This is a genomic window from Cyclobacterium roseum (assembly GCF_010119225.1).
GTDB lineage: Bacteria > Bacteroidota > Bacteroidia > Cytophagales > Cyclobacteriaceae > Cyclobacterium > Cyclobacterium roseum.
Map to the genome: position 1 here is coordinate 17,662 of NZ_WNKF01000018.1, position 19,009 is coordinate 36,670.

Annotated in this window: 15 protein-coding genes; 7 read left to right on the top strand and 8 right to left on the bottom strand. The window is 43.7% G+C overall.

The genetic code is table 11. The annotated features are described in order from the left end of the window. Nucleotides 1–281: 281 nt before the first annotated feature. From GJQ68_RS19275 to fabD, 3 genes are all read left to right on the top strand, one after another. Nucleotides 282–3,059 carry a T9SS type B sorting domain-containing protein gene (locus tag GJQ68_RS19275; protein ID WP_162418909.1) on the top strand — a complete coding sequence of 926 codons (2,778 nt, stop codon included), beginning with the start codon at nucleotides 282–284 and terminating at the stop codon, nucleotides 3,057–3,059. Between the two features lie 79 nt (nucleotides 3,060–3,138). Next, nucleotides 3,139–3,762, top strand: a complete 624-nt coding sequence (locus tag GJQ68_RS19280) for a carbonic anhydrase family protein (protein ID WP_162418910.1) — start codon at nucleotides 3,139–3,141, stop codon at nucleotides 3,760–3,762. Nucleotides 3,763–3,866: 104 nt separating this feature from the next. Then, on the top strand, nucleotides 3,867–4,745 hold the full coding sequence (gene fabD / locus GJQ68_RS19285) for an ACP S-malonyltransferase (RefSeq protein ID WP_162418911.1): 879 nt from the start codon (nucleotides 3,867–3,869) through the stop codon (nucleotides 4,743–4,745). 15 nt (nucleotides 4,746–4,760) lie between these two features. Here the strand turns inward: fabD and folK are convergent, their stop codons facing one another. Next, nucleotides 4,761–5,246, bottom strand: a complete 486-nt coding sequence (folK, locus tag GJQ68_RS19290) for a 2-amino-4-hydroxy-6-hydroxymethyldihydropteridine diphosphokinase (protein ID WP_162418912.1) — start codon at nucleotides 5,244–5,246, stop codon at nucleotides 4,761–4,763. Nucleotides 5,247–5,325: 79 nt separating this feature from the next. Between folK and sppA the strand changes: the two genes are divergently transcribed. From sppA to GJQ68_RS19305, 3 genes are all read left to right on the top strand, one after another. Further along, complete coding sequence (gene sppA, locus GJQ68_RS19295) at nucleotides 5,326–7,083, top strand: signal peptide peptidase SppA (RefSeq protein WP_162418913.1); 1,758 nt, start codon at nucleotides 5,326–5,328, stop codon at nucleotides 7,081–7,083. Between the two features lie 61 nt (nucleotides 7,084–7,144). Continuing rightward, complete coding sequence (locus tag GJQ68_RS19300) at nucleotides 7,145–7,981, top strand: exonuclease/endonuclease/phosphatase family protein (RefSeq protein ID WP_162418914.1); 837 nt, start codon at nucleotides 7,145–7,147, stop codon at nucleotides 7,979–7,981. Between the two features lie 126 nt (nucleotides 7,982–8,107). Further along, the gene (locus tag GJQ68_RS19305) at nucleotides 8,108–10,735 is read left to right on the top strand and encodes a valine--tRNA ligase (protein ID WP_162418915.1); all 2,628 of its coding nucleotides are present in this window, start codon (nucleotides 8,108–8,110) and stop codon (nucleotides 10,733–10,735) included. A gap of 119 nt (nucleotides 10,736–10,854) precedes the next feature. On the opposite strand, the gene GJQ68_RS19310 is transcribed toward GJQ68_RS19305, so the two are convergent. The 5 genes from GJQ68_RS19310 to GJQ68_RS19330 all read right to left on the bottom strand — a co-directional run bounded on the left by GJQ68_RS19310 (nucleotide 10,855) and on the right by GJQ68_RS19330 (nucleotide 16,627). Then, entirely contained in the window at nucleotides 10,855–11,400 is a 546-nt protein-coding gene (locus GJQ68_RS19310; RefSeq protein WP_162418916.1) for an inorganic diphosphatase, read from the bottom strand. Nucleotides 11,401–11,572: 172 nt separating this feature from the next. Beyond that, nucleotides 11,573–12,688 (bottom strand): hybrid sensor histidine kinase/response regulator, encoded by a 1,116-nt coding sequence (locus tag GJQ68_RS19315; protein WP_162418917.1) that lies wholly within the window; start codon nucleotides 12,686–12,688, stop codon nucleotides 11,573–11,575. Nucleotides 12,689–12,694: 6 nt separating this feature from the next. After that, nucleotides 12,695–14,827, bottom strand: a complete 2,133-nt coding sequence (locus GJQ68_RS19320; RefSeq protein WP_235941806.1) for a 7TM diverse intracellular signaling domain-containing protein — start codon at nucleotides 14,825–14,827, stop codon at nucleotides 12,695–12,697. Continuing rightward, complete coding sequence (locus tag GJQ68_RS19325; RefSeq protein WP_162418918.1) at nucleotides 14,824–15,525, bottom strand: hypothetical protein; 702 nt, start codon at nucleotides 15,523–15,525, stop codon at nucleotides 14,824–14,826. Before GJQ68_RS19325 ends, GJQ68_RS19320 begins: the two co-directional genes overlap by 4 nt. After that, the gene (locus tag GJQ68_RS19330; RefSeq protein WP_162418919.1) at nucleotides 15,515–16,627 is read right to left on the bottom strand and encodes a ThiF family adenylyltransferase; all 1,113 of its coding nucleotides are present in this window, start codon (nucleotides 16,625–16,627) and stop codon (nucleotides 15,515–15,517) included. Before GJQ68_RS19330 ends, GJQ68_RS19325 begins: the two co-directional genes overlap by 11 nt. A 260-nt stretch (nucleotides 16,628–16,887) precedes the next feature. Here GJQ68_RS19330 and GJQ68_RS19335 point away from each other — a divergent pair, with 260 nt between their 5' ends. Further along, the gene (locus tag GJQ68_RS19335) at nucleotides 16,888–17,352 is read left to right on the top strand and encodes a response regulator (RefSeq protein ID WP_162342017.1); all 465 of its coding nucleotides are present in this window, start codon (nucleotides 16,888–16,890) and stop codon (nucleotides 17,350–17,352) included. An 11-nt stretch (nucleotides 17,353–17,363) separates the two neighbouring features. Here GJQ68_RS19335 and GJQ68_RS19340 read toward each other — a convergent pair whose 3' ends face one another. Together GJQ68_RS19340 and tsaE are read right to left on the bottom strand one after the other, a co-directional pair. Further along, on the bottom strand, nucleotides 17,364–18,584 hold the full coding sequence (locus GJQ68_RS19340; RefSeq protein WP_162418920.1) for an alanine dehydrogenase: 1,221 nt from the start codon (nucleotides 18,582–18,584) through the stop codon (nucleotides 17,364–17,366). Beyond that, on the bottom strand, nucleotides 18,581–19,009 hold the full coding sequence (gene tsaE, locus GJQ68_RS19345; protein ID WP_235941807.1) for a tRNA (adenosine(37)-N6)-threonylcarbamoyltransferase complex ATPase subunit type 1 TsaE: 429 nt from the start codon (nucleotides 19,007–19,009) through the stop codon (nucleotides 18,581–18,583). The genes GJQ68_RS19340 and tsaE overlap by 4 nt, the downstream gene beginning before the upstream one ends.

The window sequence follows — 19,009 nt, forward strand, 5'->3', positions numbered from 1 at the left end:
GAATCCCTTTACCTGGTATTCCGGGACTTCGCATGGATCAATAGACTGAACATTGCAGGCAGTAAGCGCTTTTGTCGTTGTCAGATCAGGCGGGCAATGGGTAATAATATCGTCCGGAAAATGAAATATTCCTAAGAAAGATATAATTTAGGGTAACCATTGAAAAAATAAAAACGTTTTGTTGGTATATCCCTGCATTAGCGTAAAAGAGACTTTGTATAAACGTAACCCTAATGATTGGAAATCAACCTCGGATTAACTTGCACAAATCCACCGAAATAATGAAGTACGTTCCGTTTATTGTGGGGCTTTTTGTCCTCATGATTGCCTCGGTTACCTCCTCCCATGCCACCCACATCCGGGCTGGGGAAATCATCGCGGAAAGAATTTCCACCCAAACGCTGACCTATCAGATTACCGTAGTGGGATATACCGATACCCGTTCTACCGTTGTTTTTGGTCCGGGCGAGATTGATTTTGGGGACGGTCGATCAGAGGTTTTGAATACGGAGAGTGCCTTTAACTTTACCGAAAATCTTGGAAACAATATTGAGAAAAATGTATTTGTGATCACCCACACCTACCAGGGTCCCGGCAATTACACCATTCGGTTTATGGAATTTAACCGAAATGCAAACACCTTGAACATGGACCAGTCGGTGGACACTCCTTTTTATATAGAGACCATGATCAGCATTGATCCGTTTTTAGGTGTCAATAATTCTCCCATACTCACCATCGCTCCCGTAGATAATGGTGCGGTAAATCAGACCTACATTCACAATCCGGGAGCTTATGATCCAGACGGGGATAGCCTCGCATACGTGTTGGATGTCCCGAAACAAGCTTTCCAACGAGAAGTAAATAACTATCGGAGCCCGGCTTCGGGAGAATTTAGTTTTACACGGCAGGACGGTACCACCCCTCCTTTTCTGGAACTGGACCCTGTCACCGGCGACCTGATCTGGGATGCCCCCGGAATCGCAGGTCAATACAATGTGGCTTTTCGAATTGAGGAATGGCGCCTGGTGGCAGGAGAATGGCAGCGCATAGGTTATGTACTACGGGACATGCAGATCATCATTGAAAATACGGATAATCGAAGGCCCGAATTGATCATGCCTGAGGACATCTGTGTAGAAGCAGGTACCGAGATCACTGAAATCTTCCAGGGAATGGATCCGGATGGGGACCCAATCATGATTGAAGTCTTTGGGGATCCGGTAGAAATCACCTCTTCACCAGCTTCGTACAGTCCCGAATCGACGTTCCAACCCTCGCCTGGTATTATTAGTTTTGAATGGCAGACGGTATGTAATCATGTTAGGGCAAGAACGTATCAAGTCCGGGTCCGGATACAGGATCAGCCGGATTCGGGACCGGCATTAGTGGATATTCAAACCTGGAATATCACGGTAGTGGCCCCTCCCCCCACGCCTTATGCCATCGAGCAGCAGCAAGGCCGCTCAGCTCTCCTGGAATGGGATCCCTATGTTTGCTCCAATGCAGCCGAAACCATGCAGGTCTGGCGCAGGATCAACAGCGACCCCTATGAACCAGATTCCTGTGAAACCGGAATTCGGGAGGGATACACGCTGGTAGGAGAAACCAACATGGATACGTTTGATTTTCAGGACACCAACCAGGGGATGGGATTAAGTCCCGGCAATACCTACTGTTACCGCCTGGTGGCTGCCTTTCCTTCTCCCAGATCGGGTGAAAGTTACGTTTCTGAAGAAATATGTATCACCGTAGACGTGGACGTACCCTTGATTACCAATGTGAGCGTAGAAGAAACCAGCTCGGAATCTGGTGAAATCCTGGTGAGATGGACTCCCCCATACGATATTGATACCGACATCTATCCGGTACCTTTTACGTATGAGCTAATTCGCAATCAGGGTTTTGCCGGAACAAGTGGCACCACGTCATTGATTACCACTCCCGATACTGTATTTACGGATAGTCAGTTAAATACCGAAAATCTGGTCTATAATTACAAAGTCATCCTGCTTTCGGATGGGGAAAAAATAGACACCAGCAGCATTGCTTCTTCGGTTAGAGTTGATCCTACGATCATCAACGAAGCCATCGAACTTCAATGGGAATTTCAGGTTCCGTGGAACAACGAGGATTCAAGTTTCCCCCATTTGGTATACCGAAACCGTACTGATGCAGCGGGAGAAGACACCGAAAATTTCACGCTTATAGCCGAGGTAAATGTAACGGAAGATGGGTTCGTTTACCTGGATGACGGTAGTCATAATGGCGTACCGCTGGATACCGAAAAGGAGTATTGCTATTACGTGGTAACAAATGGAAGTTACAACCTGGATATTCTGGAATATCCACTGGCGAATAATTCCCAGATCGTGTGTGCCCGGCCTGATGACGACCGGCTTCCCTGCCCTCCGGTATTGAGCTATGAGGGGCCCGAATGCACTGACTTCCTGGCAGACAAACCATGTAATTTTAGTGATTTCTACCACGATCTGAGTTGGGAACCAGATTTTACCGGGGAATGTGATTCGGAGCTGAACGGTTATCGCATTTACTTTTCCAATACTGGAGAGGAAGGAACGTTTAATTTGGTGTCCACCGTTCCCGTAATTCAAATGGAGACCCGGATTGAAGGGCTGACGGAATTGAAAGGTTGCTATTACATCACGGCCGTCGACCGGTCAGGTAATGAAAGTGAACCCAGCAACGTCGTTTGTATAGACAATTGCCCTAATTATGAATTACCGAATGTATTTACTCCAAATGGAGATAACATTAATGACACCTTTCAGGCATTTGACAACCCGTATGACAAGTGTCCTCGATTTGTGGAGGCGGTAGAAATCAATGTTTACAATCGCTGGGGTACCCTGGTTCATTCCTATAACAGCACGCTGGCAACTGAAAACAATATTTACATTAATTGGGATGGCAGGGACACTGAAGGCAATGAGTTGCCGTCAGGAACCTATTACTATGAAGCAACCGTTTACTTCGATGTACTGGATGAAAACCTTCGCCAAAAGAAAAGTAAAGGTACCATTCAGTTGATGAAGTAACGCCAAATCACTAATTTAGTGGTTATTGAAAAGAAATCAATTTATTTAAATTTTAAACCTATAAAGTAACAAGGATTTTATGAAAGCCCATACTAAAACAACCCAAGATAGCCTTTCCCCGCAAGATGCGCTGACTTTTTTAAAGGAGGGAAATAAACGATTTATCAGTAACCTGAGCACGAATAGAAATCTGCTCCAAATGGTCAACGAGACCCGGGATGGCCAATGGCCCTTTGCGGTTGTGTTGAGTTGTATTGACTCCAGAACATCTGCAGAGTTGATTTTTGACCAGGGATTAGGCGATATATTTAGTGCCAGGGTAGCCGGAAATGTAGTCAACGAAGATATTTTGGGTAGCATGGAATATGCGGTGAAATACGCTGGTTCGAAATTGGTATTGGTACTGGGGCATACCAAATGTGGGGCCGTAACCAGTGCCTGTAAAAAGGTAAAAGACGGAAATATTACGGCCCTTCTGCATAAAATCAAACCAGCGATAGACAGGGCTACAAAAGAGTCCAATGGGGCCACAGAAGATTCTGTTTTCATAGAGAAAGTGGCTACCTTTAATGTGCTTGAGGCGATGGAAGAAGTTAGAGAACGAAGTCCGATCATCAGTAACCTGGAAAAAGAGGGTAAAATCATGGTAGTAGGAGCCGTTTACAATGTAGAAACGGGCCAGGTGCAGTTTTTCGAAAATTAAGCAGCTAAGCGAATTGATTTTAAGGCAGCTTCGGACCATCGGTTGAAGCTGCCTTAATTTTTTCATTACCTTTGTACCCTTAACCAACAAAACCGCCTTTTATCATGGTAGCTTACGTATTTCCGGGCCAGGGAGCCCAGTATCCAGGAATGGGAAAAGAACTGTATACCCAAAAACCCGAAGCAAAAAAACTATTTGAACTGGCCAATGAAATTTTAGATTTCAAGATTACAGATATCATGTTTGAAGGTACTGCCGATGCCTTGAAACAAACCAATGTCACCCAGCCAGCGGTGTTCCTTCATTCGGTAATAACAGCCTTGACATCTGAGAAATTCCAGCCTGACATGGTTGCCGGGCACTCCCTGGGTGAATTTTCCGCATTGGTGGCCAATAAGGCATTGCGGTTTGAAGATGGGTTACGGCTGGTTCATCAACGGGCACTGGCCATGCAAGAGGCCTGTGAAATTAACCCCTCTACCATGGCAGCCATTCTCGGACTGCCCGATGAACAGGTAGAAGCCATTTGTTCCACCATTGTGGGACATGTAGTGGTTCCTGCTAATTACAACTGTCCCGGGCAGCTAGTCATCTCGGGAAGCCTGGAAGGAATACAAATCGCCTGTGAAAAAATGAAAGCTGCCGGGGCGAAACGAGCCCTTCCACTACCTGTAGGCGGTGCTTTTCATTCGCCACTGATGGAACCAGCCCGGGTCAAACTCGAATCAGCCATCCATTCCACAACTTTTTCAACTCCTAATTGTCCTATTTACCAGAACGTTAGTACTACTGCCGTGAAGGATGTGGAAACCATCAAAAGAAACCTTATTGCACAGCTCACAGCACCTGTCAAATGGACTCAATCGGTGCAGCACATGGTGCAAGACGGGGCCGTAACATTTATGGAATGTGGACCCGGAAAGGTCCTGCAGGGATTGGTTAAAAAAATACACAAAGAAGCCGAAGTCGACTCGATGGAATAAATCAAAACCAAGCCATTAACCGTCGGAATAGAGACCGACGGTTAATGGATCCTTGCATTTTTTCAATAGTTCTTTATTGCTTGTTTTTTCCAATGGGTGAATATACTCGGGCAAAACCTCTGCCAAGGGCACCAGTACAAACTTTCGAAAGCGCAACTGAGGATGGGGTACCTGCAATACCTCCGATTGGATAACCGCTTCGTCAAAATAAAGGATATCTATATCCATGGTTCGGTCTCCCCATTTAGTTTCCCGTTTTCTACCCAGGCGACGCTCTATTTGCTGGATACAGGCGAGGGTTTTCTCAGGATCCATTTTTGTTTGGAGTACCAGTACCTGATTCAGATAAGGGCTACGTGATTCCCCTCCCCAGGCTTCTGTTTCGTAAATAGCAGAAGCTCTCACTAACTTCATCTCCTGTAGCAAGCAATTTACTGCTTCATTCAATAATAACAGCCTATCGCCCTCATTTCCACCCAAGCCCAGTACCACCGTATGCATAACCAATTTTATTAATTCAAAATACTCAGTTTTGGCAAAAATAGGTTATTTTTGAAACTTACTAAAACAGAGGGTGTCTATGAAATTTTTAAGCAACGTTTTAGCCGTGATCGTCGGAATGCTGGTTTTTTGGGTGCTTGCCTTTTTTATTATGGCGGGAATCATCGCCGTCACTGCCGGTTCCGGTGAAATAGAAATAGAAGAAAATACACTTCTTCACCTTAATTTAAATGGTGTCGTACTGGTAGAGCGCGCTCCGGAGGACGACATGTCCCTACCTCCCTTGCCTTTCGTTGGAAATGTTTCCAGTGTAGGACTCAATCAGGTCATCCGTGCCATTGAAACGGCCAAAGAAAATTCGGATATCAAAGGCATCTACCTGGAAAGCGGCCTTCTTTCCGCCGGTCAATCGCACATCCTCGAAATTCGAAATGCATTAAAATCATTTAAAGAAAGCGGGAAATTTATCGTCGCTTATGGCGAATATTTTTCAGAAACGGGCTATTTCCTATGTTCCGTAGCGGACGAAATTTACCTCAATCCCATCGGCGATTTGGAGTTTAATGGTTTTTCCGCCAATCCCATTTTCCTAAAAGGCCTGCTGGATAAAATCGAAGTAGAACCGGTAATATTCCGGGTGGGGGAATTTAAAAGTGCCATCGAACCCTTCATCCTGGAAAAGATGAGTGAGGAAAACCGCTTGCAAACAAGCGTTTACTTGAATGACCTGAATCAGGTGGTCCTGAATGAAGTGGCAGCAAGTCGTTCAATGGAGCTGGAAACTGTTCAGGAAATCAACGACAACATGTCTGTCCGCAACAGCCAGGATGCCGTTTCCCTGGGATTGATAGATGCCCTTTGGTACGACGATCAGGTCAAAGGAAGGCTCCGGGAAAAACTGGGCCTGGAAGAAGATGAAGATATCAATAGTATAAACATAAGCGGAATCAATCAGACAGCGAAAGAGAAGAACAGGCTTTCGCGGAATCAAATAGCGATCATCATGGCGGATGGTGAGATCGTCGGCGGCCAAAATCCAGATCAGATCAGTTCAGACCTCTTCCTGAAGGAGATCCGAAAAGCACGAAAAAATGAGGATGTGAAAGCCATCGTATTGCGAATAAATTCCCCGGGAGGCTCCGTCGTAGCTTCAGAAGTACTATGGAGGGAATTATCCGAAGCGCAAAAGGAAAAACCCCTCATCGCCTCCATGTCTAACTATGCCGCTTCCGGTGGGTATTACCTGGCCGCACCCGCCGATACCATTGTAGCGCAGCCCAATACCATTACGGGTTCTATTGGTATTTTCGGCATTCTATTTAACACACAGGGGCTTCTCAACAACAAACTAGGAATCACGACTGATGTGGTCAGCACCGGGACTTATTCCGACTTCCTAAATCCTACCAAGGCCATGTCCGAAGAAGAAAAAGCCATCATGCAAAAAAAGGTGGAAGAAGGCTACGATACGTTTATTCAACGCGTGGCTGATGGCCGAGAAATGAGCCGGGAGGAAGTCATTGCCATTGCCGGTGGCAGGGTTTGGTCCGGAAGCATGGCCAAAACGATTGGCCTGGTAGATGTCATCGGCGGCTTCGAAGATGCCATTCACATAGCTGCTCAAAAGGCAGGTTTGGAAGACGACTATCGGGTCGTTGCTTATCCGAAACAAAAAACCCTCCTGGAACAACTTCTGTCCGACTTTGGCACCGATGTGCAAAGCACCTACAATCGCGTAAAATATGGGGCTTCCTACGAAATATTCCAGATAATGGAACGAATGAAAAAACTGGAAGGTAGAATGGCCATCCTCCCATTTCTACCGGAAATTGACTAATTAAATTTATATCATCTATAACCTAAGCAATTAAAACCCCGGTAAATACCTCACTATATCCATGTCATTCCCCTTATCAAAATATTACCTGTTCTTGCTGCTACTCCCCTTTTTAAAAATCACCGGGCTATGGGCGCAGGAGCCGGATTCCATCGCCACATACAATGTCAGGTTGGACACCCCATCTGATTCAGGCTATCTCTGGGAAAACCGGGTATCTCAACTCATTAACCTGATCCGAATCCACGAAATGGATATTATCGGAAGAAACGGAGGCTTGTACACGCAGGTGGAAGACCTTAACAAGGACCTCGATTTCCCTTATATAGGAGAAGGCAGGGAATCTGGAGAATCTTGTGCCGTTTTTTACAATCCTGAAAAATTTCAGCTTTTAGATACAGGGGCGTTCTGGCTTGCTCCGACTCCGGAAAAGCCTGTGAATGGTGGGGATATCGCCCGCAACAGAACTTGCTCCTGGGGTAAATTCAAAACATCAAACGATGAATTATTTTATGTGTTTAACGTGCACTACCATCCCATCGATCCATCTGCCCTGGAGGAGAGTAAAAAGCGGCTACATAAAAAAATCACGGAGATAAATAAGGAGCACTTGCCCTGCATCCTGACAGGTGATTTCAACGGGGAAGAATACAAGCCTGCCTACCAGAACTCAATAGAGGACACCATTCAAAACGACGAAGACCAGTCGTACTCCCCTCCCAATTCCAGTACCAAACGAATTTCCTTTCCGCTTCGTAGGGCCTTCTATCCGGAAAAGAGCATCGGAACTGTTTTTTTCAATGCTGATTTTTCCGTGGAGCAACTTGTCTCCCGTGGTTTTAATTGCGGCGAAAAATCCCCAAGCACACATTCCCCGCTGTTGGCCCATCTGAAATAGCAAAGGAAGCTCTAGACAGTGCCTGCACGGGATCTGCTCAATTGATGGATTTTTTAGAATTCAGAGGGTTAAAAAGTATACCTTCATCCTTTTTTGTGTTATTTTTGCCCCCTAAATTAAATCAGCATGTCACTTTCTACCAAATACGACTCCCAAAGCTCCGAATCCAAATGGTACCAATACTGGATGGATCACGGCATGTTTCATTCCGAACCGGATGATCGGGAGGCTTATTCCATTGTCATACCACCGCCGAACGTAACCGGTGTACTCCACATGGGCCACATGCTTAACAATACCATCCAGGACATCCTGATTCGAAAAGCACGGATGGAAGGTAAAAATGCATGCTGGGTTCCCGGAACGGATCACGCTTCCATAGCTACTGAAGCCAAAGTAGTGGCGATGTTGAAAGAGAAAGGAATCGAGAAAAAATCCATCAGTAGGGAAGCTTTTTTAGACCATGCCTGGGAATGGAAAGAAAAATACGGGGGGATAATTCTGGAACAACTAAAGAAATTAGGAGCTTCCTGTGACTGGGACCGAACCCGATTCACCATGGACCCCTCCCTGAGCGAAGCCGTTACCAATGTATTTGTAGAATTACATAAGAAAGGAAACATCTACAGGGGAATCCGAATGGTCAATTGGGATCCCAAAGGTAAAACGGCCCTTTCGGACGACGAGGTTATTTTTAAGGAAGTGCCATCCACCCTATACCATATTGCCTACAAAATTGAGGGTTCGGACGAGTCGCTGACCATTGCCACTACCCGTCCGGAAACCATCATGGCAGATGTTGCCATATGCATCCACCCGGAGGACAGCAGGTACCGCCATCTAAAAGGTAAAAAAGCATTGATCCCTTTGATCGAGCGAGCGATTCCGATCATCGAAGATGAATACGTGGATCGTGAGTTTGGAACCGGATGTCTCAAAATTACGCCTGCACACGATATCAACGATTATGAAATTGGCATAAAGCACAAATTAGAAGTCATTGACATTTTGAACGATGATGGAACCTTGAATGAAAAAGCCACTATTTTAATCGGAGAAGACCGTTTTGTTGCCCGAAAAAAAATAGCAAAACTTCTCAAGGAGGCCGGACAGCTGACTCAAGAGGAGGCCTATGCTTCCAACATGGGGCATTCGGAAAGAACCGATGCCGTCATCGAACCGAGGCTTTCCCTGCAATGGTTCTTGAAAATGGAAGCAATCACCCAACCGGCCCTGAAGGCGGTGATGGACGATACGATTCAGCTTTTCCCTCCCAAGTTCAAAAACATGTATAAGAGCTGGATGGAAAATGTCCGGGACTGGTGCATTTCCCGCCAACTTTGGTGGGGCCACCGAATTCCAGCTTATTACCTCCCCAATGGGGAGTATATTGTTGCCAATAGTACTGAAGAAGCCCTTACCCTTGCCAGGGAAAAGTTCAATGAAAAGTTTACCGAGGACGATTTGAAGCAGGACGAAGATGTACTGGACACCTGGTTTTCGTCCTGGCTGTGGCCCATTTCCGTCTTTGATCCTGATTTTTTCAAAACGGGCAAAAAAAACCGGGATCTGGCCTATTATTACCCGACTAATGACCTGGTAACTGCCCCGGAGATATTGTTTTTCTGGGTAGCCAGAATGATTATTGCCGGCTACGAGTATACCGGTGAAAAACCGTTCAAGAACGTTTATCTGACTGGAATCGTACGGGATAAGTTGGGGAGGAAAATGTCCAAATCGCTGGGCAATTCTCCGGATCCTCTCGACCTGATAGCCACCTATGGCGCTGACGGGGTTCGGACAGGCATGTTGTTTAGCAGCCCGGCTGGCAATGACTTGCCCTTTGATGAAAAACTAGTGGAGCAGGGCAGAAACTTTTGTAATAAAATCTGGAACGCCTACAGACTGATCGAAGGGTGGGAAGTAAGCTCTAGCCCCAATCCTACAAACGAAACCGCTATCGCCTGGTTTGAAAGTAAATTTCAGCAGTCACTGGCAGAGCTCACGGACCATTTCGAAAAGTTCCGCATCTCGGATGCCCTGATGACGGTATATAAATTGGTTTGGGATGACTTCTGCTCCTGGTACCTGGAAATGATTAAGCCTGCCTATCAGGCACCAATAGATGCTTATTCGAAAGCACGCACCGTTGCTTTTTTCGAGGATTTATTGAAAATGCTCCACCCTTTCATGCCTTTTATTACGGAAGAGCTTTGGCAGCAAATTGGAGAGCGGAAAGACGGAGACGCAATCATGCTTTCTCAATGGCCAAAAAACAGCCCCTATGACGAACAAATTGTTTCCGAGGCGCAACAAATTTTTGAAGTAATTTCGCAGATCAGAAATATTCGCGCATCGAAGGGACTCTCTCCCAAGCTGCCTTTACACCTATACATTCACACGGAAACTCAAAGCCTGTATACCCGATTTGAAGAAATCATAAAAAAATTGGCCACTATTTCGGCAATAGATTTTGGTGATCCCGAAGGAAATGCCGTTAGCTTTGTTGTGAAGGCGGATGAGATCTACATTCCATTGGAGGAGGAAATAGATCTGGAGCAAGAAAAAGAAGACCTGATGAAAGAATTGGAATACACCAAAGGGTTTTTGAATTCCGTTTCGAAAAAGCTGGCCAACGAAAAATTTGTTTCCAACGCCCCGGAGGCCGTCGTGGAAAAAGAAAAGAAAAAAATGGCGGATGCTCAGTCGAAGATGAAAGCACTGGAGGAAAGTTTGAAAAAATTGGAAAACTAACCATTGGGATGTAAAATCAAAAGAAAAGGGCATGATATGACCTGTATAATCACAAAAAAAGAGCCGCTAAATGCCTGCTCTTCAAAATAATACTTTTTAAAATAGGTGTTTTCGACTGCTTATTTATGCTTGATAGGTCTAATGGTTCGGTCGTAAAGGGCGATCGCATCGTTGATGATTCTCATGGCATCTTTCTTACCTAAAAAATCCTCCACCTTTACTTCTTTGTTTTCCAGCTTTTTATAATCTTCAAAAAAACGGTGCGTTTCCTTCATCAAATGGGGAGGTAACTCTGAAATATCGTCTATGTAGTTGACCGATTGGTCGTCTGCAGCTACGGCAATAATCTTATCATCGGCTTCTCCTCCGTCTACCATACGCATTACCCCTATGACTTTCGCCTTTACCAGCGTCATGGATGGAATGTCGATTTGGGAAATGATCAAGATATCCAGCGGATCGTGATCCTCGCAAAAGGTTTGGGGTATAAACCCATAATTAGCCGGATAATGAACCGCAGAAAAAAGGACCCTGTCGAGCAATAACATTCCGGATTTTTTGTCCAATTCGTATTTTCCCTTACTCCCTTTGGGAATTTCGATTACTCCCATTACGTATTCTGGAGAATCTTCACCTATGCTGACATCATGCCAAGGATTAATCATATAAAAAACAATTTAATTAACATTATTGAGCATGCAAATTAGCTCCATTTTGCCGGTCGACAAAGGAAACAGGATAAAATTTTGGGACAAGCAAAATAAAAATGGAAGCCGGTGCTTGGAAAGCCTATTTTCACCAAAAACCCCTTTGAATTAATTTAAATGAAGATAATTGCTACCGATCTGCTTCAGGTGTATCTGATTCCGGGGCTCCCAGGTTGGGCAAGTCCACGCAAATCACCGTGCCCTTACCCACATCGGAGGCAAGAATGACATTTCCTTTGAGCTGCTCTACTGATTCCTTCACCATATACAATCCCAACCCAGAGCCTACATTGCGCTGCGTGGCACGATGGAACAGGTTAAACACGTCGGTTTGATGCTTTTCTTCGATTCCAATTCCATTATCGGCTACCTCCATATTCGCTTTTTTGGTGCCCGCCTTAATTTTGATTTGAATCCACCCTTTTTCACCTTCTTTTTGAAATTTATAAGCGTTACTAAAAAGGTTATTGATGATCACCCGAATTTTTGACTCGTCGGAATAGAACGACCCTTCCTGGACTACATCAAGCTTCATTTCAAGTAAACTCAAGTCCCATTTTTCTTTATATTCCGTTACCAATTGATCCAGGATGTCTTTGAAATTTATGGCTACTACTTTATTCTCGATTTTGGTAGATCGGTAAAAGTCCAGCATTTTATAAATAAAATCGTCTAGTTTAAGGGTAGCCGAGTCGATCATTTCAAAATATTCTATAATTCCCGGTTCGAGGACTTCTGTTTTTGCCAGCTTGGAAATACCGGAAATGCTCATCAATGGACCTCTGAGTTCATGAGAAAGACTATAAACAAACTGGTTCATTTCGGAGTGCAACTTTTGCAAGCGCTCGTTTTTTTCCTTTAGCTCTTTGCGCGCAAAATAAATCTCGGCAGCATTGATTATCGCATTTTTGATTTGTTCCAGATTCCAGGGTTTGTCAATGAATCGGTATACCTCTCCCCTATTGATGGCATCAATCACGCTGGAAATATCTGAATAGCCCGTTAGCAATATCCGAATGGGATCCGGATTGATTTCCACCAGTTTTTCAAAAAACTCCACTCCCGTCAGGCCTGGCATCCGCTGATCGGCAATGACCACTTCAAATTCTTTGGTTCTGGCTATTTCCAGTCCTTCTTCTGCATCCAGTGCGGTATAGACTTTAAACTCCCTTCTCAATGCTGCCTTAAACGAATTCAGATTATTATCTTCATCATCAATGTACAGCACATTGATTTTTTGTTTCATCAGCTGTTAATTTTGATCTATCGGTAAATCAATTATAAAAATAGTTCCTACATTTTCTTCTGAATCAACTTTTAAAGTACCCTTATGGTTTTCGATAATCGTGTACACAATAGACAAACCCAGCCCCGTTCCTTTTCCAACCGCCTTGGTTGTAAAGAAAGGTTCAAATATTTTGTCTTTCACCTGGGGGGGCATACCCGGTCCATTGTCCTGGATTTTGATGATCACCCGTTGGTTTTCGAAAGCCGTACTGATGGTAAGTTCGGGTTCTCTTCCTTCGATGGGATGATCCATAAGGGCATGGATGGCATTACTAATAATGTTCATAAAAACCTGGTTAATTTTCCCAGCCAGGCATTCTACCATCGGAATCGACCCGTAATTTTTCGTCAATTTAATCCTCCCGGACATGTTGCTATTCAGTAGAATCAAGGTGCTGTCGATACCGTCGTGCAAATCGACTTTTTTAACATCCTGTTCATCCACTCTCGAAAACAACTTCAGCCCCCGTACGATTTCAACGGTCCGCCTGGCACCATCTTCCATGCCATTGAGCAACTGTTCTACTTCCTCCAGCAGGTATTCGATTTCAATGTCCTCCTCCAACTCTTCTATTTCCGATTTGGTTTCTTCAGTAAACTCCTCTTTTCCTTTCTCCCGGTAAGTTTCCATTAATTCCAAGATATCTTTCAGGTCCCGTTTTAAGGGAGAAATATTGGAACTCACGAAATTAATTGGGTTATTGATTTCGTGGGCAATCCCGGCGGTTAGCTGACCTAAAGATGCCATTTTTTCCTGATTGACGAGCTGTGTTTGGGTATTCTGCAAGTTTTTTAGCGTTTTTTCCAATTCTTCGGTCCTGGATTTTACCATTTCCTCCAAATAAAGATTCTGCTCTTTAATCAGGCGCTCGTTTTCTTTCAGCGCTTCCAATTTGTCCAGCTGTTCGTGTTCTTTTTCCTTTTTTAATATATTGATTTTGTCAGCCAATGCAAAGGAAAGTAATAAGGCTTCGATTGCGGTACCTGCCAACAGCGGGAAATTAGCATAGGAACCCAAATCAATGACCCGCTGATTATGCAGGATGAATACTACCAGACCAAAAAGTAAAAAACTCCAGGCCAGCAAGAAAAAATAGGCAGACCGATACCCCTTTCTGGCTGCTATTATCCCAACGGAGAAAAAACAAATGGCCAAGACCATCCCATTAAGGTCCGTTAGGGAATAGCTCCACTGAACAAATCCAAAAACCCTAAAGATCAGGGCTAATACGTATGATAATGGGATTAGGTAAAGAAATTTATCGTATTTGGGGACATAAACATCTGTTTTCAAAAACAATTGAATGAAAGGAATGACGAAGATGCTCGAAAGCGCTGTAAATCCAATAATACTTACCTCATACAGAAAGGCATTTTCCATCAGAAAAAAATACGAATACCCCGACAGGGAAAGTTGGGCCAGGGCGATAAAAAGAATGTAAAAACAATAAAAAAGATAAACTTTATCCTTGACAGAAAAATAAAGGATCAGATTATACAAAAATAAAGCGATCATGATCCCAAAATAGGTGCTGATGATGATCAACCGCAGGCTGTAATTTTGAAAAAAAGTAATCGAGGGGGAAATCGAAACATCAAATTCTACTGGAACGCTGGATCTTATTTTAAAAACCAGGGTGGAATTGAGTTCTTCACCCGGAATAATTCTAAAAAACGGATTAGGGTTCTTTAAGGGATTCGTTTTTGATAATTTGGTTCCCGAACTGATCCGGGAGGCGATTTCTCCCGAAGCATTAAATCGAAGCAATTCTACTTCCCGAAATGAGGGATTGCTGATTTCAATCACATAGAGACTGTCCTGGATTAGTCCATCTATTTGGTCTAAATCCATTTTTACGTACAAATCCTCTTCCAAAACCCCCAAATCGATGGTTTGATAGGCTTCTTTATCAAACAATTCGCTGTCTAATGAGGAAAAAGTAAAATCCTCCTTGGTGGTGAAATAACTGAAATTTTGGAAACGCATGCCCTCATCCTGGCTAAAGACACCCAAATAATAAATAATCGGAAGAGTAACGAACAAAATCAAAAACAAGGACAAGCCGATGCTCCTCATGTAATGGTATAAATGTTTCATTTATCAGGCTTTGGTATCTGTAGTTCAAACTGCAATTCCATCTTCCCTTTCGGACCACTTTCGATCGTATTGAAATTTATTTTTTTTCTTAAATCAAAAATATAAGACCGCTCGGAATCCTGGGCATGTGAAAGCTCGTTGATATCGTTAATTTCCAACGCAGTGGCTATGAGCCCTTCTTTAGGGTAATAAAAGGAACCATTGTCTCCTAAAATGGAAATCACCTGGTACCCGACACTTTTGGAAATACTCAGGGTCACAGGCGAACTCAGTCCAAAGAGTTTTTTCAGATTCAACTGCGGAAGAATCGCAATTCCTACTCTTACCAGGTAAATGCTACCTATACCGTATCCGGCTACCTCCCGGCTATTCCACAATCCGCAATATTCGGCTACCTCCAAATCCTTAAATTCCGAAAGGTAATCATTGATTTGAGGATCAATTTCTCTTATTGCCAGTTCAAAAGGAAGGGGAAAGTTTTCGGTTCTAAGCTGAATTCTTCCGCCACCCAAAATTCTCAAATCCTCCATGGACTCGAACAAAATCAGGTAGACATGCGGATTCAACGCCCAGGACCGATCCGCGGAAGTCACTTTCGTAATCCCATACGACTCCAGAACTTTATGATGCCCAAATATATATTTTTCCGTGGCTTCAATGTCGTCAATAGCCCTGACTATCCTAACTCTAACCTTCATTCAGATCGATTATTTGGTCCAAATCAACATAAAACCTTCCGGATGCTACGGGTAGCCCGAGTAGTATCATTCTGGCATAATGGCAACAAGCCGCTCCTCCCAAAACAACGGAGGAGGCAAGTTGAGGCCAGGAAGTTATGGATTTTCCAAGTTCCGAAAAACTGTACTGTACCCGTTGGGATAGGTTATCAAACTGCAGCAAAGCCATCATAACGTCCTTACCTTTATCCGGAAGCTTAGCCATTAAATCGGCTTCCTTACCAAAATCGGCTAAAAGTCCATGAAAAATAGGCCTTTGCGGCTCCTTGTCGAATCTTTCTATGTCCATCATTCCCCTGTCACTGGTATCCATTATTACCGGTATGCCCAAACTTTTTGCTTTGATTCTACTTTGGATTTTTACCGGTAAACTATCGCATTCTTCGATCAGCAAATCTAGCTTCTTTCCTTTCCAGGTAAGGAATTCCTCCAAGTTCGCTTCAGAAATGCCATCATTAAACAGACTGACTTTCAAGTAGGGGTCTATTTCTGCAATTTCCCTGGCCACAATCCAGGACTTTTTCAGCCCCAAATTAAATAGACCTGTACGGATCCGATTCATATTACTCAAATCCAGGGTATCAAAATCAGCGATGCGCAACTCTCCAAAACATCTTTCCATCGCCAGGCAAAGCGCGACACTTTGACCTACTGACAGACCAATTACCCCAATAGACTGCTCCTGAAGCTTTTGTTGTTCTTCTTCTGTGATTTTATACTTATTTCTGACGGTACGTAACCGGATAAAGTCTTTTTCCTCTAAAATGCGGACCAGCGTTTTTCTCCAGGGATAGTATATCCAATTACCGCTTTCCTGAGCACTATTGCCAGAAGCAGTATAAAATTCCACCTTCTTCTCCGACAACTCCTCCAGGCTCAAACTCCTTTTGGGGTTCGAAGTTTTTATCAGCTCGGTCAATTGCAGTTCAAAAGTATCAAAAAACATTACTTTACCTGTATCCTTCAGTTTTGTTACTACTTCCTTATCCACCGGGTCTCTAGGTGATAATATTACAGGTTTCCATACATGATCTAACTCATTTTTATCAGTTGAGTCGTCCATAATTTTATGACTAAAATAGGTGATAATATTGGTAAAGTTATATTTTTGTGTTCATAAACAATCAAAAATACAGAATTAATTTATTATATTATTTTTTGTATTTTAGGTTTAAATCCTTAATTTATAAAATAAACTTTTGAATATAAATAAATTACGATTAAACTAATGAATAATATTTGAAAAAGACCGTTATTTTATTTAAAATTAAAAATCAAATTTTTATTCTTTTCAAATTTCAGGGCAATTACGATATTTAAGGCATGGAAAAAGACAAGATCACGATACTCTATGTAGATGACGAAGTAAATAACCTTAAGGCGTTTAAGGCTACTTTTAGGAGGGATTATAAGATTTATCTGGCAGAATCAGCTGATGAGGGGAGGGATATTTTATTACAGCAGGACATTGATATTATTATTACCGACCAACGCATGCCTAAAGAAAACGGGGTAGATTTTTTGGAATCCATCATCCCCATGCACCCCGATCCCATGCGGATTTTACTCACCGGCTACACCGATATTCAGGCAGTTATTGATGCGATCAATAAAGGTAAAGTCTACCACTACCTGACCAAACCCTGGGAAGAGGATTATTTGCGTACCGTGGTGAAAAATGCATTTGAGGTTTACTCCCTGAGACGGGAAAACAAACAGCTTACCGATAGTTTGCTCAAGGCCAATGACCAATTAGAATTTCTTCTTCGACAGAACCTACTCTCTTAAGGCTGTCAGTACTAATACCTCGCTGCCAATAACAATTGAAGCTCTTTGTGGGCCATTTGAAACTTTCTCCCCAGATGGGCATTGGTGAGGCTACCCCGGTAGGTATAGACTCCTTTCATAAACCACTTGTAATTGAAAATCATTTCTTCAGCACCTCCAAGGTCTGCCATTTGAAGTAAAATCGGCGTGAAAATATTGCTTAGGGAATATGAAGCCGTTCTAGAAACCCTGGCGGCAATGTTCGGTACACAATAGTGGATGACCCCGTATTTCTCATATACCGGATCGCTATGGTTGGTCATTTCTGCGGTAGCAATACAGCCCCCCTGATCAATACTCACGTCTATAACAATGCTTCCATCCATCATTTGGGCAACCATTTCTTCTGAAACGACTACTTTTGGTCTACCTTTTTCCGCCCGAAGCGCACCGATCACCACGTCCGATTCCCTTAGGGCCTGCCCCAGCACAAAATTATCGATGGTGGATGTAAAAACCTGTTGTCCCAAGACTTGTTTGATCCTGCGCAACTTATAAATGTGGTTATCAAAGATTTTGATATTGGCTCCCAGGCCCAAAGCGGCTCTTGCGGCATATTCAGCCACGGTACCCGCCCCGATGATCACCACCTGAGTAGGCGGCACACCGGTTATACCTCCCAATACCAGCCCTTTCCCTTCGCTTACACTACTCAGGTACTCAGCAGCAATGAGCATCACCGTACTTCCCGCAATCTCACTCATGGCACGGACCACCGGCATTCCACCTACCTTATCTTCCAGATGCTCGAATGCCACAGCGGTAACCTTTTTTCGATTCAGTTCCTGAATAAATGCGGCCTTTTGCTTGCCCAATTGGAGCGCGGAAATCAGACAGGAGCCCTGACGCATGTACTCGATTTCTTCGAGCGTTGGCGGCTCTACTTTTAAAACCACGTCTGCATCAAATACCTCTTTAGGGGAATAAACCACCGAGGCACCTGCCTCGGAATAATCCCTATCCGAAAACTTCGCCAGTTTGCCGGCATTGGTTTCAACTTTTACCCGTTGCCCATTTTGAACCAGAAGGGAAACTGCTTCAGGAGTCAGTACCACCCTTTTTTCCTGATCGGCTACCTCTCTGGGGATTCCTATTAAAACCTGCGAACCCTTCTTCTTTACCCTGGCCACCGATTCCTGGGTAAACACTCCCGTTTCCTTAGCTATTTCAGAAAATCCTGATCCCGTTATCATTGATGGCTGATTTTTACCCTTAGATGCCTAATTTCTTCCATTCCTTTTTCGATTTCTATCAATGCGAATGTATCGGGCAAAAAACCAGGAATTTTTTCTGCCCACTCTACAAAACAGTAATTACCACTATAGAAATACTCCTCCACACCTATTTCGACTGCCTCCATAGGGTCTTCTATTCTATAAAAGTCAAAATGATAGATGATTTCTCCATTTTTGGTTTCGTATTCATTCACCAGGGAAAAGGTAGGACTACTTACCGGGTCTACTACCGCCAGCAAGTTGCAAATTTCCTTAATCAAGGTAGTTTTGCCGGCCCCCATCTCCCCCTTGAATACCCACACCGTGTAATCACTGCATAAATCTAGGATTAATTCGGCGGAATTTGAAATTTCATCCAACTGTTTGCATTCCCAGGATTCCAA

Bases quoted from the DNA above. Each gene is read 5' to 3' on its own strand.
- GJQ68_RS19275 (WP_162418909.1), top strand. From the start codon at position 282: ATGAAGTACGTTCCGTTTATTGTGGGGCTTTTTGTCCTCATGATTGCC.
- GJQ68_RS19315 (WP_162418917.1), bottom strand. From the start codon at position 12,688: ATGAAACAAAAAATCAATGTGCTGTACATTGATGATGAAGATAATAAT.
- GJQ68_RS19330 (WP_162418919.1), bottom strand. From the start codon at position 16,627: ATGGACGACTCAACTGATAAAAATGAGTTAGATCATGTATGGAAACCT.
- GJQ68_RS19340 (WP_162418920.1), bottom strand. From the start codon at position 18,584: ATGATAACGGGATCAGGATTTTCTGAAATAGCTAAGGAAACGGGAGTG.
- sppA (WP_162418913.1), top strand. From the start codon at position 5,326: ATGAAATTTTTAAGCAACGTTTTAGCCGTGATCGTCGGAATGCTGGTT.
- GJQ68_RS19320 (WP_235941806.1), bottom strand. From the start codon at position 14,827: ATGAAACATTTATACCATTACATGAGGAGCATCGGCTTGTCCTTGTTT.
- GJQ68_RS19325 (WP_162418918.1), bottom strand. From the start codon at position 15,525: ATGAAGGTTAGAGTTAGGATAGTCAGGGCTATTGACGACATTGAAGCC.
- fabD (WP_162418911.1), top strand. From the start codon at position 3,867: ATGGTAGCTTACGTATTTCCGGGCCAGGGAGCCCAGTATCCAGGAATG.
- GJQ68_RS19305 (WP_162418915.1), top strand. From the start codon at position 8,108: ATGTCACTTTCTACCAAATACGACTCCCAAAGCTCCGAATCCAAATGG.
- GJQ68_RS19335 (WP_162342017.1), top strand. From the start codon at position 16,888: ATGGAAAAAGACAAGATCACGATACTCTATGTAGATGACGAAGTAAAT.
- GJQ68_RS19280 (WP_162418910.1), top strand. From the start codon at position 3,139: ATGAAAGCCCATACTAAAACAACCCAAGATAGCCTTTCCCCGCAAGAT.
- GJQ68_RS19300 (WP_162418914.1), top strand. From the start codon at position 7,145: ATGTCATTCCCCTTATCAAAATATTACCTGTTCTTGCTGCTACTCCCC.
- GJQ68_RS19310 (WP_162418916.1), bottom strand. From the start codon at position 11,400: ATGATTAATCCTTGGCATGATGTCAGCATAGGTGAAGATTCTCCAGAA.
- folK (WP_162418912.1), bottom strand. From the start codon at position 5,246: ATGCATACGGTGGTACTGGGCTTGGGTGGAAATGAGGGCGATAGGCTG.